The organism is Streptomyces sp. NPDC006655, assembly GCF_040703965.1.
Classification (GTDB): domain Bacteria; phylum Actinomycetota; class Actinomycetes; order Streptomycetales; family Streptomycetaceae; genus Streptomyces.
The window spans coordinates 1-14,800 of the sequence record NZ_JBEYJU010000145.1; the positions used below are offsets into that span (position 1 = coordinate 1).

Annotated in this window: 14 protein-coding genes and 1 pseudogene; 10 read left to right on the forward strand and 5 right to left on the reverse strand. The window is 68.9% G+C overall.

Annotation, left to right across the window (positions count from 1 at the left end; genetic code table 11):
- Positions 1-139: 139 nt before the first annotated feature.
- From AB0958_RS41490 to AB0958_RS41505, 4 genes and pseudogenes are all read left to right on the forward strand, one after another.
- On the forward strand, positions 140-1,720 hold the full coding sequence (locus AB0958_RS41490; RefSeq protein WP_366895671.1) for an IS1182 family transposase: 1,581 nt from the start codon (positions 140-142) through the stop codon (positions 1,718-1,720).
- Positions 1,721-1,777: 57 nt separating this feature from the next.
- Positions 1,778-2,782, forward strand: a pseudogene (locus AB0958_RS41495) (IS701 family transposase); the annotation flags it as partial.
- 80 nt (positions 2,783-2,862) lie between these two features.
- Positions 2,863-3,396: a hypothetical protein gene (locus AB0958_RS41500; RefSeq protein ID WP_366895672.1), complete on the forward strand. Its 534-nt coding sequence runs from the start codon at positions 2,863-2,865 to the stop codon at positions 3,394-3,396.
- Positions 3,397-3,780: 384 nt separating this feature from the next.
- Positions 3,781-4,914, forward strand: a complete 1,134-nt coding sequence (locus AB0958_RS41505) for an NAD(P)-dependent alcohol dehydrogenase (protein WP_366895673.1) — start codon at positions 3,781-3,783, stop codon at positions 4,912-4,914.
- Positions 4,915-5,516: 602 nt separating this feature from the next.
- Here the strand turns inward: AB0958_RS41505 and AB0958_RS41510 are convergent.
- From AB0958_RS41510 to AB0958_RS41520, 3 genes are all read right to left on the reverse strand, one after another.
- Positions 5,517-6,083 (reverse strand): VOC family protein, encoded by a 567-nt coding sequence (locus AB0958_RS41510; protein WP_051705232.1) that lies wholly within the window; start codon positions 6,081-6,083, stop codon positions 5,517-5,519.
- Positions 6,084-6,301: 218 nt separating this feature from the next.
- On the reverse strand, positions 6,302-6,994 hold the full coding sequence (locus AB0958_RS41515; RefSeq protein ID WP_366895674.1) for an alpha/beta fold hydrolase: 693 nt from the start codon (positions 6,992-6,994) through the stop codon (positions 6,302-6,304).
- 20 nt (positions 6,995-7,014) lie between these two features.
- Positions 7,015-8,040 carry an AraC family transcriptional regulator gene (locus AB0958_RS41520; RefSeq protein ID WP_366895675.1) on the reverse strand — a complete coding sequence of 342 codons (1,026 nt, stop codon included), beginning with the start codon at positions 8,038-8,040 and terminating at the stop codon, positions 7,015-7,017.
- 188 nt (positions 8,041-8,228) lie between these two features.
- Here AB0958_RS41520 and AB0958_RS41525 point away from each other — a divergent pair, with 188 nt between their 5' ends.
- Positions 8,229-9,071: an alpha/beta fold hydrolase gene (locus tag AB0958_RS41525; protein WP_366895676.1), complete on the forward strand. Its 843-nt coding sequence runs from the start codon at positions 8,229-8,231 to the stop codon at positions 9,069-9,071.
- Complete coding sequence (locus AB0958_RS41530) at positions 9,068-10,231, forward strand: LLM class flavin-dependent oxidoreductase (RefSeq protein ID WP_366895677.1); 1,164 nt, start codon at positions 9,068-9,070, stop codon at positions 10,229-10,231. Before AB0958_RS41525 ends, AB0958_RS41530 begins: the two co-directional genes overlap by 4 nt.
- Before the next feature lie 32 nt (positions 10,232-10,263).
- Here AB0958_RS41530 and AB0958_RS41535 read toward each other — a convergent pair whose 3' ends face one another.
- Both AB0958_RS41535 and AB0958_RS41540 read right to left on the reverse strand, forming a co-directional pair.
- Entirely contained in the window at positions 10,264-11,073 is an 810-nt protein-coding gene (locus AB0958_RS41535; protein ID WP_366895678.1) for an IclR family transcriptional regulator C-terminal domain-containing protein, read from the reverse strand.
- Between the two features lie 172 nt (positions 11,074-11,245).
- A complete protein-coding gene (locus AB0958_RS41540; protein ID WP_366895679.1) occupies positions 11,246-11,845 on the reverse strand; it encodes an NAD(P)H-dependent oxidoreductase in 600 nt (199 codons plus the stop codon).
- A 309-nt stretch (positions 11,846-12,154) separates the two neighbouring features.
- Here AB0958_RS41540 and AB0958_RS41545 point away from each other — a divergent pair, with 309 nt between their 5' ends.
- From AB0958_RS41545 to AB0958_RS41560, 4 genes are all read left to right on the forward strand, one after another.
- Positions 12,155-13,318 carry a CoA transferase gene (locus tag AB0958_RS41545; RefSeq protein WP_366895680.1) on the forward strand — a complete coding sequence of 388 codons (1,164 nt, stop codon included), beginning with the start codon at positions 12,155-12,157 and terminating at the stop codon, positions 13,316-13,318.
- The gene (locus AB0958_RS41550) at positions 13,315-14,118 is read left to right on the forward strand and encodes a citryl-CoA lyase (RefSeq protein WP_099926981.1); all 804 of its coding nucleotides are present in this window, start codon (positions 13,315-13,317) and stop codon (positions 14,116-14,118) included. Before AB0958_RS41545 ends, AB0958_RS41550 begins: the two co-directional genes overlap by 4 nt.
- Positions 14,119-14,304: 186 nt before the next feature.
- Complete coding sequence (locus AB0958_RS41555; RefSeq protein WP_366895681.1) at positions 14,305-14,619, forward strand: hypothetical protein; 315 nt, start codon at positions 14,305-14,307, stop codon at positions 14,617-14,619.
- Positions 14,609-14,800, forward strand: a 192-nt coding sequence (locus AB0958_RS41560) for a hypothetical protein (RefSeq protein WP_366895682.1), incomplete at its 3' end; no start/stop codon positions are given. The genes AB0958_RS41555 and AB0958_RS41560, both read left to right, overlap by 11 nt.

Genomic DNA, 14,800 nt, shown 5'->3' on the forward strand with positions numbered 1-14,800 from the left:
CCCCCGGCCGGAGGCTGGGGGAGCGTGCATGGCGTCGCGTGGCAGGCGGGAATTGTCAGACAGGCCCTAGAAGGCTGATGAAGATCTTGGGGTTCTGGCCCTGCCGCGTGAGCGGCAGGGCCAGACTCGTGTTGTGGCGATGGGTGAGTGGGTCGGCGAGATGGTCGGGCCGGACGTGTGGGAGACGTGCCGGGATCTGATCCCGGCCGGGAGTGTGTTCGCGTTCCTGGCCGAGCACCGCGGCGAGCTGTTCCGGGCTGAGATGTTCGCGGACATGTATCCGTCGGCGAACGGACGGCCGAGCATGCCGCCGCAGATCCTGGCCGCCGCGATCACCTTGCAGGCCCTGCACGGGCTGTCGGACTTCGAGACGGTCCAGGAACTGCGCTGCGACCTGCGGTGGAAGGCCGCATGCGGGCTCGGCCTCAACGACATGGCCTTCGACCCGTCGCTGCTGGCCTACTTCCGCCGCCGGCTGGCCCGTTCCGCCCGCCCGAACCGCATCTTCGACGCCGTGCGCGAGGTCGTGAAGGCCACCGGCGTACTCAAGGGCAAGCACCGCCGGGCTTTGGACTCCACCGTGCTGGACGACGCGGTCGCCACCCAGGACACCGTCACCCAGATCATCGCCGCCGTCCGGGCGGTGATCCGCGAGGTCCCCGGCGCCGACGCGGTCGCCGCTGCCCAGTGCAGCGCGCACGACTACACCGACCCGGGCAAGCCCCGCATCGCCTGGAACGACGAGCAGGCCCGCGCCGGACTGGTCGACGCGCTGGTCACAGACGCCCTGCGGCTTCTGGGCCACCTGCCCGAACAGCAACTCGGTGAGAAAGCCGCGAACGCGGTGGGCATCCTGGCCCTGGTCGCCGGGCAGGACGTCGAGCCCGCCGAGGACTCCGACGGCCGTGACGGACGCTGGCGCATCACCCGGGGGACCGCCCCGAACCGGATGGTCTCCACCGTCGATCCCGAAGCACGCCACGTCCACAAGACCCGCAGCCACCAGCAGGACGGCTTCAAGGCGCACCTGGCCGTCGAGCCCGAGACCGGCTTATACACCGCCGTTGCTCTGCGGCCCGGCGCCGGGCCCGAGCACCACGAGGCCGCCGTGGGTCTTGAGCTGCTCGCCGACGAGGACAACCAGCTGGACGTCTTCGGTGACACCGCCTACTCCGCCGGCGATGTCCGCCAGGCCCTCCACGAGGCCGGGCACCGGCTGTTCATCAAGGCCGCCCCGCTGCGGCCTGCGGTCCCCGGCGGCTTCACCCTCGACGATTTCGCCATCGACACCACAGCGGCCGTCGTGACCTGCCCGGCCGGACACACCGTGGCCCTGTCCGACCCCGGCGGGCAATACCACCAGCGCAAAGCCGTTTTCGGGAGCTTGTGCACCGGATGCCGCCTGCGTGAGCGGTGCACCAAAGCCAGGGCCGGACGCGTCCTGACCATCCGCCCGCACCACGACCTCCACACAGCCGCCCGCCACCAGGCCGCCACCGACCCCGGCTGGCAGGCCGACTACCGCCGCTGGCGGCCACCGGTCGAACGCGCCGTCGCCTGGCTCGTCCAGCACGGCAACCGGCGCCTGCGCTACCGCGGCACCATCAAGAACGACACCTGGCTCCACACCCGAGCCGCCGCCCTCAACCTCCGCCGGCTGATCAACCTCGGGCTCACCCACACCAGGGGCACCTGGCACATCGCCCCGACCGGTGCATGACCGCAGGGGTTGTCCGGCCTGACGGCCGGACAACCCCTCACCAAGATCTTCATCGACCTTCTAGCGGTCGACGAGACGGGCGATTTGAAGAAGGGCACGGCGACTGTCGGCGTCCAGCGCCAGTACACCGGCACGGCCGGCCGCATCGAGAATGCCCAGGTGGCCGTCTATCTCGTGTACTCCGCCACCCGTGGACACGCCTCCATCGACCGTGCCCTGTACGTGCCCCGCTCTTGGACCGAAGACCCCGACCGCTGCCGGAACGCGGGCATCCCGGACGATCTGGCCTTCGCCACCAAGCCCCAACTCGCCGCCCGCATGGTCGAGCGGGCGCTCGACACGGGAACCCCCGCACTCTGGGTCGCAGGCGACGAGGTCTACGGCGACAACCCGCACCTGCGGATCACCCTTGAACGCCGCCGGACCGGCTACGTCTTTGCCGTCTCCAGCACCCATCCGATCATCACGCACGCCGGGAGGTTCCAGGCAAAGACCCTGGCCGCACGGATCCCGAGGCGAGCCTGGCAACGACTCTCGGCCGGAACGGGCGCGAAGGGCGAGCGGAACTACGACTGGGCACAGATCGACATCCACGACCCCGCCGGTCGGCCAGGCCACTGGTGCCTGCTGGTCCGCCGCAACCATCGCACCGGCGAACTCGCCTTCTACCGCTGCTTCTCACCCCGGCCGGTGCCGCTGTCGGAACTGGTCCGGGTGGCCGGACGGCGCTGGACGATCGAGGAGACATTTCAGGCCGGCAAGGGACTGACCGGCCTGGACGAGCACCAGGTCCGCCGCTGGACTTCCTGGCACCGCTGGGTCACCCTCGCGATGCTCGCCCACGCCTTCCTTGCCGTCACCGCAGCCACCGAACGCCGCGACCGGCCGGCCCTCGACAGTCTGATCCCCTTGACTGGCAACGAGATCCAGCACCTGTTCGCGGCCCTGGTCAGCCCGGTCCACGACCTCGCACACCGCCTGCGCTGGTCACACTGGCGACGCCGGCACCAAGCCCGCGCCCGAGCCTGCCACTACCAACGGCAAGCAACTGTCCAGCCATAGAGGTGCGTGACCTCTGACCGGTGGTGATATCGAGATGTCGCCAGGTCGGTGCCGGGGCATACTTCAGCACCGTGGAAATCATGACAGGCGAGCTGCGGCGCCTTCGATCTGGACCGGGGGCTGAGGATAACGAGGAGCCCGGGCCGTTTCTCGTGCGCCTCCGGTTCACTGCCGAGGACCCGGCCCAGGTCATCGACAACGCGCGTGCGGTACTGACATGTGTGGTTTCCCAGACGGGTGACTGGCCGACGGATGACCTTTGGCCGCAGCTGTTGCCGTCCTGGTTCATACAGCGGTGCGCGCCCGAGACCCGGGAACCGGGGCGTGGCGAGCCCTTCGACGTTAAGGCGTGGCTGCGTCAGTGGCGGGCGATGACGCCAGAGGAGAAAGCGGCCGTCGATCAGGGGCCATGGACGCTCTCGGGATGGCTGTACTACTTCGACCCGACCGACGAAGGAATGGGAGACGATCGCAGCTGGTGGTGGTGGCACGCAGGAACCGACGAGTCGGGCGGCTGGGTGCAGGTGGCCACCACTGGCTGGCCCTTCGGAAGCGGTTCGCTGTCCTGGCTGGTTGAGGCCAGTGGGGGCGGAGATCTCATCTACGGGGCGTGAGCAGCAACTCGCAGTGATCGCGAACTACGGCTGGAGTACTAGAGGCATTCGGGTGTCGATACCTGACGAGGAGAAAGCGAACGACCACATCCCAGGACTTCGGACACTGCGGGCCGCTTCGAAGAATCTGAGTGAGTGAAACATCGGGACATCGGCCAAGAACTCGAGAGTGGCGCGCGACATACTCCTCTGCATCGGGAGGATGCTCGGCTACGAGAACACACCCAGGTTCGTCGATTTCATTGAAGTGGCCTACATAGCGCCGGTGAACGAGGCACAGTCGGCCTGACAGGAGCTGCTCGACCGAGCCGCTGGGTGGCCGTCCCACTCCTTCGACGGCCACCACTGCACGCCACAACACAGAGGAGCACAAGACGTGAACACATGAACTTGACAGGGAACCAAGCGGCTGTTTCGTACGGACCCGACACCGGCTTCACCATTGAGGACGTCGAGATCTCGGATCCCCGCCCCGACGAGGTCCTCGTCCGCCTCACCGCGGCGGGCATCTGCCACACCGACCTGGCCACGAAGGCCCTGATGCCCGCGGGCGTTCCCGCGGTGTACGGCCATGAGGGCGCCGGCGTCGTGGAGGCGACCGGCACCGATGTCACCAGTGTGAGAGCCGGAGACCGTGTCGTCCTGAGCTACAACAGCTGCGGTGTCTGCGCCCGGTGCGCGGCCGGGCGGCGCGCGTACTGCGAGCGGTTCGCCGCCCTGAACAACGCGGGTCGCCGCCCGGACGGCAGCTCGACGCTCAGCCGTCAGGGCGGCGACGTCTGGTCCTCGTTCTTCGGCCAGTCCAGCTTCGCCCGGCACGCGCTCGCCACGCGCGAGAACATCGTCGTCGTCCCGCAGGACACCGACCTCGTGACCGCGGCGCCCATGGGGTGCGGATTCCAGACCGGCGCGGGATCGGTCGTCAATCTGCTGCGGCCCACTCCTGACTCCAGCCTGGTCGTGTACGGCGCCGGGGGAGCGGGCCTCGCGGCGGTCATGGCCGCCGCGGCCCTCGGCACCGGCACCGTCATAGCCGTTGACCTCTCCAAGGAGCGGCGTGCCCTGGCGACGGAACTCGGTGCCACCCACGCCCTCGACGGCGCGAGCGCGGACCTCGTCGAGCAGATCAGGGAGCTCACCGCAGGCGGCGCGACCCATGGCTTCGACACGACCGGGGTCCCCGGTGTGATCCGCAACGCCGCCCTGGCGCTGGCCCCCCTGGGGTCCCTGGTCGTCGTCGGCCTCGGCGCGGCGGACATCGGCTTCGACGTGATGGACCTCATCGGAGGAGGCAAGACGATCCGAGGCAGCATCGAGGGCGACGCGAATCCGCATGAGCTCGTGCCACTCCTACTTGACTGGCACGCGCAGGGCCGTTTCCCCGCGGACCGCGTCATCTCCGCGTTCGCCTTCGAAGACATCGACGAGGCGGTCGCGCGTATGCGGGCAGATGTCGTCAAGCCCGTCCTCACTTTCTCAGGCAGGGCCGAGTCCAGAGACACAGGTCCGGCACGGTAACGGGAGACGACCCAACAGCGCGTGGTCGATGCCGCACGCGATACCGATCATCGAGTCGAACGTCGGAGTGGTGATGGACAGGTCGAGGACCTCGGTGAGCGACATGATCGAGGTGACACCGACGCCTACGACGGCCGTCAGGAGGGGCAGCTCGCCGGCGGCAGTGAGCCGAAGGTGATGCCAAGGATTGCGCAGCGAGGGCGCCACCGACCAGCTCGGTGGACCCGGTCTCCAGCAGTCCGGCAATGGCGGTGCCGCCCGCGTTGACCGTGAGTGGCGCCCGCCTCGCCGGCCCGACGATGAGAGCGGCGCGCCTCAAACCCGACGGTATGCACACTCTGACCATCCCCGCGGTGGAGCTGATCGAACGGCTCGACCCCCGCCGGCCCACTGGGTCGGCCTGTCCATGGGCGGCCTCGTCGGCCGACGGATGGCCGCTATGAGGACCCGACGAAGGCCCTGAGGTTCGGACCCGCCTCGTCGCCTGTCTGGCGGGCGGTACGCGGTGTCGCCGCTGAGTGCCCGGGGGCCGCCCGTACCCACCCGCGCGGGACACAGGGCTGGGAGGTGGATACGGGCGATACGGGCGGCGGCACTGGGGCTCAGCGGTAGGTGTTGTTGCTGACGTGGTCACCTTCGAGCCACGACTTGAGTTCGGCGTGCGCGGTCCGTCGGCGCTCCTCGTCGGAGGCCTCGATGCCGGGGGCGTCCAGGGTGAACTCGAGGAGGAGGCCGTTCGGGTCGCTGGTGTACAGGGAACGGCAGTACCCGTGCTCCAGGACGTAGGTCTCCTCGGGCTTCCAGCCGGCGTCCTTGAGCCGCTGGGCGACGGCGTCCTGGACCTCCTCGGTGACCTTGAGCGCGATGTGCTGGAACGGCGAGTGCGGCATCCTCGGGCCGAACTGCTCCTGGTCGGCCGGGTCGACGAACTGGAAGAAGGCCAGCGCGCTGCCGTCCCCGAGACCGTAGAAGGTGTGGCAGTACGTTCGCACGGCTCCGAAGAGCTCGTCGGACTCCTTCCACGTCGCCACCAGCGGCAGGCCGATGATGTCCTCGTAGAACGCCCGGGTCGCTTCCTGGTCCCGCGTGACGTAGGCGTTGTGGTGAAGTCGCGTCGGCAGGGAGCCGACGGCCGTGCTGTTGGCGGCTTCGGGCAGGGACTGGGTCATCGTTGACTCTCCTTCGTCATCTTCCGCTCACCGAGACGGAAACATCTCCGGACATCTGTCCGCCAGGCGAGCATGGGTCGACGGTCGCGCGTGGCTCTTCCCCGGTCAAGAGACGTGAAAGGCAGGGGAATCAAGCCTTGCGGGAATCGGATGAATCTCGCGGAGATTGGATCTGCGCGGAGCCGGACCGCAGCGCCGCCGGCGGCGGGGCCGGGATCTCAGGTCCTGACCGTTCGCGCGGCATGTTCGGCCTGCTCGGCCAGAAGCGCCGCCAGCCGGTCCGGGGCGGAGAAAAAGGGGGAGTGGTCGCAGTCGACCTCGATGCTCTCGGTGGCGTGTGCCGCGCATTCGCGCTGCGCCTCGACCCGGACCGTCCGGTCCTTCGTGCAGACCACGTAGACGGACGGCGCGGACATCCACGCGGGTTCGATGATCGGCGTTCGCGGTACGCGGCTCGTCATCGGCCGCCACCGCTGTGCCGCCAAGTCGGCCATGTTCGGCGGAGAGTGCGAGTAGAGGACCTCCCGGGCCTCCTCACGCAGGATGACGGCGCCGTCTTCGCCCGTGTCCCATGCCGCCCGGAACTCCGGATGGCTCCAGCGGGGCGTGTGCGCCGCGGGTGACTCTCCGGCCGGTGGCATCCGCGCGGCCACGAAGACGAAACGGTCCGCTCCCTGGCCTCCGGCGGTCACCGGCAGGCCGCCGTAACTGTGCGCGACCAGCACGACGGGCCGTGCCCGCGCGATCTCGCGGACGGCCTCCCGCACAGCGGCGGTGTCGTCCTCGAAGGAGGTGAACGGAAGGTCGATCGCCCGGCCGGCGACGCCGACGCGATCCAGCCGCTCCAGGACCGGAGCCCAGCACCAGCCATCGTGGTTGGCTCCGTGTACGAAGAGAATCAGGGGGTCCACAGCTCGCTCTCTGTTCAACGTCAACGGCGCATCGTCGCGGACGGCGACTCTCCGAAGCGCTCTTTGTAGGCGGCCGCGAAGCGGCCCGTGTGAGTGAACCCGTGGCGCAGAGCCACATCGGTGACCTTCACCCCGGTGGAGGGGTCGGCGATCAGCAGTTCCTCGTGGACCTGTTCGAGGCGGTGGCGGCGGACGTACGACATCGGTGACGTGCCCAACTGCCGACGGAACGCCGAATGCAGGGAACGTTCGCTCACCCCGGCGAATTCAGCGAGGTCAGCGACCGTGAACGCGGCGTCGGGGGACGACTCGATGAGTTCCACGACGCGCCGGACCACACGGGGCGCCGGCAGCGGCTGCGCCGAGAAAATTCGGTCGGTGTAGTTGTGCCGTTGCCCGAGCAGCAGGGCGGTCAGGATGCCGTGTTCGATCTCCTTGGCGAGCACCGGGGGAGGGCCTGCCTTGCCGCACTGTTCGAGTGCCCGCTGCAGCGTCCTGATCGCGGCCGTGATGCCCTGACCACCGCGCTTGAGGTCCATTTCGGTCTCGAAGCGCAGGGGCGCGTGCAGCGGCTCGTTGAGCAGGTTCCGCAGACAGCGGTCGATGACGGCCTTGTCGACGGTCAGCATGAGCTGGCGCAGCCCGGGGGACCAGCGCATGCTGACGGTCTCCGGGAAGCAGAAGACAGCGGCCCGGGCCGGGCCGGCGACCGCGGTGGCTTCACCGGTCGAGCCCTCGTCGATGAGCATGGTGCCGCCGAAGACGAAATTCACGCACACGTCGCTGATCGGCGGCGTGCAGGAGATCTCCACCGCGGGGCCGTAGCCAGAGGCCATCAGGCCGATGCCGTTCAGCTTCCGGTATTCGACGCGGGCCTGGAAGGGACTCCCGCGCTCCAGCACCTTCATGCTGTGCACGTTCTTGAGGAGTTCCTGCGTCCGTGCCCGCGCCTCGGACGGGTCCCGCGTGTTGATCAATCGGCCGTAGGGAACGCTGGTGCCCTCCGGTATCAGCCCCTCGTCCATCGACATTGACGGAGCGTGCATGACTACCTCCACCGTCGGACGCCTGTCCGTATGACGTCCAGCTCGCAGAATCCGTGGCTCCGGCCGGTATGTCAACCGTGGTGCGGGAAGCGGCCCAAGGCTGCGGCATCCGGCTCGGTGTCTCTGTCGCCGACTCCCTACCTTCGGACGTCAGCAGCACAAGAGCCGGAGGTAGTGCAGTGACACAAGTGACGACCACCGAGGCCGGGCGGGACGTGAGCAGTCCGCCGACCGAGGATTTTCTAGAGGTCCCCGGAGGGCGGGTTCATCTGCTGCGGGGCGGTAAGGGGGCCCCGGTCCTCTTTCTGCACGCGGCCGGCGGCGCGGGCCAATGGCACCCATTCCATGAACTGCTGTCGCGCGGTTTCGAAGTTTTCGCTCCCGACCACCCGGGGTTCGGCGGATCGGACGAGTTCCCCGAGCTGGAGGGCGTCGACGATCTGGTCTTCCACTACCTCGACGTCATCGAGCGGCTGGGGCTGGAGCGTCCGCACATCGTGGGCGCGTCCTTCGGCGGATGGGTCGCGGCGGAACTCGCGGTCGCCCGCCCGGACTTGATCGGCTCGCTGACCCTGCTCGGCCCGGCCGGGCTGCGGCTGCCGGCACATCCGCTCGCCGATCTGTTCCTCATGACGCCGGACCAGGTGGTCGACGCACTGTTCAAGGACCCCGCCAAGGCGTCGGCCCTGTTCCCCGGCGAGCCGGGCGTGGACGACATCCTCGCGGCGTACCGCGACATGACCGCCCTCGCCCGCTTCTCGTGGCATCCGTTCCTGAACAACCCGAAGCTGGAACGCAGGCTGCACCGCATCACCGCGCGCACACTCGTCGCCTGTCCGTCCGAGGACAAGGTCGTCCCCGTTGCCCACGGAGCGCGCTACGCCGAACTCATTCCTCAGGCCCGGTTCGCACAGGTCGAGGACTGCGGTCACGCGATGTATTTCGAACGTCCGCAGGAGTTCGCCCAGGTTGTCACCGAATTCCTGGCCGAAGCCGATGCCAGGACCCAGCTGAGCGGAGCGAGCCGATGAAGTTCGTCTTCTTCCACCTGATGCCCTACCCGTACCTGCCGGACGACTTCGACGAGAAGTACCCGAGCCCTTCCCTCACCTTCCCGAACAAGTTCTTCGACCGCGAACTAGGCAACCGGCTCTACCACCGGTACCTGGACGAGCTGGAGCATGCCGAGAAACTCGGTTTCGACGGGATCGCCGTCAACGAGCACCACCAGAGCGCCTACGGCCTGATGCCCTCGCCGAACCTCATGGCTGCGGCCCTTGCCCGGCGTACGGAGCGGGCGCAGATCATGGTGCTCGGCAACGCGATCGGCGTGCGCGGCAATCCGCTGCGGGTGGCGGAGGAGATCGCCATGCTCGACCACCTCAGCAATGGGCGGGTGGTCTCCGGATTCGTCCGCGGCATCGGCTGGGAATACTTCGCGCAGAGCGTCAACCCGACCCGGTCACGGGACCGGTTCAACGAGGCCCACGACCTGATCATCAAGGCGTGGACGTCCGACGAGCCGTTCCAGTGGGTCAGCCCCAACTACGAGTACCGCTACGTCAATCTGTGGCCGAGGACGGTGCAGGAGCCGCATCCGCCCATCTACATTCCCGGCGCCGGCAGTACGGAGACGATGAAGTTCGTCGCCGAGCACGGCTACACCTATATGTCGGTGTACGCCCCGACGCCGCTGGTCCGCCGCTGGTTCGACGGACACCGGCAGGCGGTGGAGGAACTGGGCATGGAACACGACCCGGTGAAGTCTGCTTTCTCGGTGCCGATCTATGTGGCGGAGACCGATGAGAAGGCTCACCGTGAGGGACGTCGGCACATCGAGTGGCTGTTCCACCGCGGGCTCAAGCAGAGCTTCCCGCAGGTCTATCCGCCGGGTTACATGTCGCCGGGCTCGATGCGCGGTCTGCTGATGTCCGGAATGAAGGCCTACACCGAGACGTCGTACGAGGAACTGCTGGCGGGCGGATACGCCGTCGTGGGCAGCCCCGAGACCGTCGCGGCCCGGCTGAGCGACCTGCAGGCGCAGCTCGGCTTCGGCCAGCTCATCGGGCTGTTCTCGATCGGAGACATCACCGCCGAGGAGATGAACAGGAGCATGGAGCTGTTCGCGTCAGAGGTGATGCCCGCCCTGCGTCCGCTGGGCGTCGCGGGCAAGGTGCCGGCCTCCTCCTGACCGGTACAGCCCACGCTCGCCTCCCGGCCGGATCAGCCGGCCCGGGGGGCGAGCGTGGCGAGGGGACGGTTCTCCCATGCGGCCCAGTCGGCGCTGATGTCGCCGGCGGTGCGCAGCAGCAGGGGAAGATGGTGTTCGACCAGGCGGTCGACCGAGGTCTCGGCGGCATGCGCGTTCACGTTGACCGCCGCGACTGTGCGGCCCTGCCCGTTGCGGATGGGCGCGGCGATGGACCTGATGCCGAGGGCGAGTTCCTCGTCGGTCACCGCCCACCCCTTGGCCCGTACGTCGCGGAGCATCTCGTCGAGTTCGTCGCGCTGAGGGTGGTGCCGGGGCGTGATGCCCGACCTGCTGGGCTGAGCGAGGACGCGGTCGAGTGCGGGACCGTCCAGGGCGGCAAGCAGCACTTTGCCGAGAGACGTCTGCACGGCGGGGAAGCGGGTGCCGACGGTCACCGACAGCGTCACCAGCTTGGGCATGGCGACCCGGGATACGTAGACGATGTCGGATCCGTCGAGCTGCGCGAGCGAGCACGACTCCCGGGTGCGGTCGACCAGGGTACGCAGGTGAGGTTCCGCCAGCTCCCAGATGTTCTGCGAGCCGATGTAGGTCATCCCGAGTTCGAGCACGCGGGGCGTCAAGGAGAACCCGGCTTCGTCGCTGCGTACGTATCCCAGCGTCTGGAGCGTGATGAGAATCCGGCGTGCTGTGGGCCGGGCGAGTTGTGCCTCGGCTGCGACCTCGCTCAGCGTCATGTACCGCCTGCCCGGCTGGAAGCAGCGCAGAACGTCGAGCCCTCTAGCGAGGGCCTCGATGAAATCCGGACCGGCGTCCCGGCGCATCTGTCGTCCCTCCACGCCTGCGAAATGGGCGGACGGGCCGAATGACCGCCCACCGGATGGTTGTCCGCCACTGTACCGCCGCCCGCTCCGCAGATGGCAGGTCCAGGTCGGCGCATGGCGCGACCGTGGGACGGCGCGGAACGCTGCCCCACGGTCGCGCCGTGCGCCCACCTCACGCCTGCGCCGGAGCCAGCACCCTCTCGTCTCCCAGCCGGGCGGCGGCGAACTCGACGACCTGCCGGCCGACGGTCTCCAGCTGGAACCGGGCCGACTCGTCCGTGCAGGCGCCGGTGACCGGGTCGAAGAGCCCCGGCATCGAGGCATTGAGCGCTGCACCCATCGGGGTGGGCCACCCTCGCAGCGCGTGCGCGCAGGTGCGCAGGGTCTGCAGGGTCGCCACACTCGCTTGCCAGCCGTGAGCGACGGCGATGCAGCCGACCGGGAGCCCGGCAAGGTAGGAGCGCTCGTCGTCTCGCAGGTCCTCGACATAGTCAAGGGCGTTCTTCACCATCCCCGACACCGTGCCGTGGTAGCCCGGGGACGAGATCAGCAGTGCGTCCGCGTCACGCAGCGCCGCCACCAACGCGGCGGCCCGCTCCGTCCTCGCCGACTTCTCGGGATCGTAGAGCGGAAGGACGAGCTCCTCCGCGGTGATCAGCTCGATGGTCGCGCCGGCGTCCGCCGCAGCCGCGGCGGCGACCCGCAAGGCGCGCTCCGAGCTGGAGTTCTGCCGCGTCGTCCCGCCGATCCCCAGGACTCGTGTCGTCTGCACGCCCATGGCGTCCTCCACAGTGCGATCTCGTGCTCGTCATCGAGCGTTCGGTCCGTTGTCTGTAGGGGCGACGGTAGGAGGGGGCGGTCGGCGGCACGAGCCGCTTCCGGCACAGTCGGGCCGTTTCCGGCAACAGGACCACCTCTCCCTGCCGTACAACGGACTTACGTCCGCACAACGGTTACTTCAAACCTCACGCGACGGACGGCACACCTTCCACACGGAGGTGGCGGTTGACACTGGCTGTATCAGGAATCCAAACTATCGGACAGTCGTCCGTATGGCGGACATGTAGAAGGGTGTCGCCCGATGACCGACACAGTTGGAGCCCTCGACGGGCTGCTGATCGCCGACTTCTCTCGCATCCTCGCCGGGCCGTACGCCACCATGCTGCTCGGGGACATGGGCGCCGAGGTGATCAAGGTGGAATCGCCCGCCGGTGACGACACGCGCACCTGGGTGCCGCCGGTCCGGGACGAGGTCTCGACCTATTACCTCGGCATCAACCGCAACAAGCGGTCCATCGCCCTGGACCTCAAGAACCCCGAGGACCTGCGCCTGGCCAGGGAACTGGTCTCGCGCGCCGACGTCATGATCGAGAACTTCAAGCCCGGCGGCCTGACGCGCTTCGGCCTGGACTACGACACGGTCAGCGCCGACAACCCGGGACTGGTCTACGCCTCGATCAGCGGGTTCGGCACCACGGGTGGGGCGTCCCTGCCCGGCTACGACCTCCTGGTCCAAGCGGCATCGGGCCTGATGAGCCTGACCGGAGACGCGGACGGCCCGCCGTATCGGGCGGGGATCTCGGTGTTCGACGTCATGACGGGGATGCACGCCGCCATCGGCATCCTGGCCGCCCTGAACCACCGCAACGCGACCGGGGCCGGGCAGCACGTGGAGGTCAATCTCCTGTCCTCAGCGCTGTCCGGACTGGTGAACCACACCTCCGCCTACGTGGCCGGCGACGTCGTCCCGCACCGGATGGGCAACGCACACCCCAGCCTGTTCCCCTACGAGCCGCTGCCCACGGCGGACAAGGACCTCATCGTCATCGCAGGCAATGACGGCCAGTTCCGCAGACTCTGTGCCGAACTCGGCCTGGACGAGCTGCCCGAGGACCCCCGCTTCGCCGGCAACGAGGCCCGCACCCGCAACCGCGAACAGCTGGGCCCCCTCCTGGTCGCCAAGCTGAAGGAGCGCCCGGCGGACGAGTGGTTCAAGAAACTGTCCGCGGCCGGGATCCCGTGCGGACCGATCAACCACGTGGACGGCGGTGTTGCCCTCGCCAAGGAGCTGGGGCTCGACCCGGTGGTCACCGTCGGCTCAGGACCGCAGGCTATACCGATGATCCGCAACCCGATCACCTTCAGTGCCACCGCGCCACGGCACATCCTTCCTCCCCCCGACCTCGACCAGCACGGCGACGAGCTGCGGGCCTGGCTCGCGGCGGACAAGGACGTGGACCAGTGACTGCCGGACAGCCCCAGTACCCGACCGGACTCGGCACATCGGATGCCACCACCATCAGACTGCTCGGCCATGACCTGGCGAACGACCTGATGGGCCAGGTCGGCTTCGGCGAACTCGCCTTCTGGCTCGCCGCCCAGCGCCGCCCCAGCGCGGGCGAGGTACGGCTCTTCGAGACAGTGCTGGTCGCGCTGGCCGACCACGGCTTCACCCCCACCGCCATCGCCGCCCGTCTGACCCTGCTGTCCGCACCGGAGTCCATCCAGGGAGCCATGGCCGCCGGCCTGCTCGGCGGCGGCTCCCGCTTCCTCGGCGTCACCGAGGACACCGGCCGCTTCCTCGACGAGGTGATCACTGCCGCGGGAGACCCGCTCCCGGCCACCACCGAGGAGTGGGACGCCCTGGCCGGCAAGGCACTGGCCGAACGCAAGGCGACCAAACGGTTCGTGCCCGGCCTCGGCCACCCCGTGCACAAGGAACGCGACCCGCGTACAGCGGTGATCATCCGCATCGCACGCGAGGAAGGGGTTTACGGCCCCCACCTCGCCCTGTTCGAGGCCCTCGGCCGCATGGCACCCGAGTTCCTCGGCCGGACCCTGCCCCTCAACGGCGCCGGCGTGTGCGGTGCCGCACTCGCCGACCTCCGGCTCCCCGCCGAGTTGCTGCGCGGCTTCGCTCTCCTGGCCCGCGCGGCCGGACTCCTCGGCCACCTCGCCGAGGAACTCCGCCGCCCCATCGCCGCCGACATCTACCACTCGGTCGACCGCAACGCCCGCTACGTCGCCGGTGACGCCGTCGGATAAACAACCGCAAGGACAGGAGGGGCTGCCTCGGCGGATGGAGAAAGCCCCTCCTGCGGTGCCCGTCCGTGAGCCGGCGGGCGGGTTCCACAGAGGACGGGGCCTACGGCCACGACCACCTGACGGCCGGTTGCCTGGCTGCGGCATTACGCCTCGCACCGCCCATGTGGACCGGCTCCAGCCAACCACGTGGACAACGCCCGCTGGTACGCGCGCGAACGCGGCATCGCGCTGGCACTTCAGCGCGCCCAGCTGCCCCCGACCCAGATCTCCCACGCCACGGTGGAGATGGCCGCCCGCTATCGAACGTCGGGCGGCGACGCCGAGGTGGGCGGCTACCGGTTCGACGTGATTTCGTTGCCCGGCGCACGGGTCGGCCTCGTCGTCGGCCATGGCATCAACGCGTCCGCCACCATGGGGCCCCTCCGTCCTGACATGCCCCATCCCCGGACACCGGCCAGCACCGCCGGCCAGCCAGCAACGGAGTCCCGCCATGCCCGCTGAACAGTACGGGCGCCGACACCACCGCCTTCTCGCCGCACAGCTCTCCGGCCTCGCCGGCCCAAAACCCTCCGCCGCCGTGGGCGGCGAGGGCTTGCGCGCCTGCGGGTTGAGCAGGTTGCGGGCGGCGGCCATACCCTGTTCGGCGGCGTTCGTGCGGTGCTCGACGCGCATCCGCGTGCCG

Coding starts and splice junctions, on each gene's coding strand:
- AB0958_RS41490 (WP_366895671.1), top strand. CDS start 140: ATGGGTGAGTGGGTCGGCGAGATGGTCGGGCCGGACGTGTGGGAGACG.
- AB0958_RS41500 (WP_366895672.1), top strand. CDS start 2,863: ATGACAGGCGAGCTGCGGCGCCTTCGATCTGGACCGGGGGCTGAGGAT.
- AB0958_RS41505 (WP_366895673.1), top strand. CDS start 3,781: ATGAACTTGACAGGGAACCAAGCGGCTGTTTCGTACGGACCCGACACC.
- AB0958_RS41510 (WP_051705232.1), bottom strand. CDS start 6,083: ATGACCCAGTCCCTGCCCGAAGCCGCCAACAGCACGGCCGTCGGCTCC.
- AB0958_RS41520 (WP_366895675.1), bottom strand. CDS start 8,040: ATGCACGCTCCGTCAATGTCGATGGACGAGGGGCTGATACCGGAGGGC.
- AB0958_RS41530 (WP_366895677.1), top strand. CDS start 9,068: ATGAAGTTCGTCTTCTTCCACCTGATGCCCTACCCGTACCTGCCGGAC.
- AB0958_RS41535 (WP_366895678.1), bottom strand. CDS start 11,073: ATGCGCCGGGACGCCGGTCCGGATTTCATCGAGGCCCTCGCTAGAGGG.
- AB0958_RS41545 (WP_366895680.1), top strand. CDS start 12,155: ATGACCGACACAGTTGGAGCCCTCGACGGGCTGCTGATCGCCGACTTC.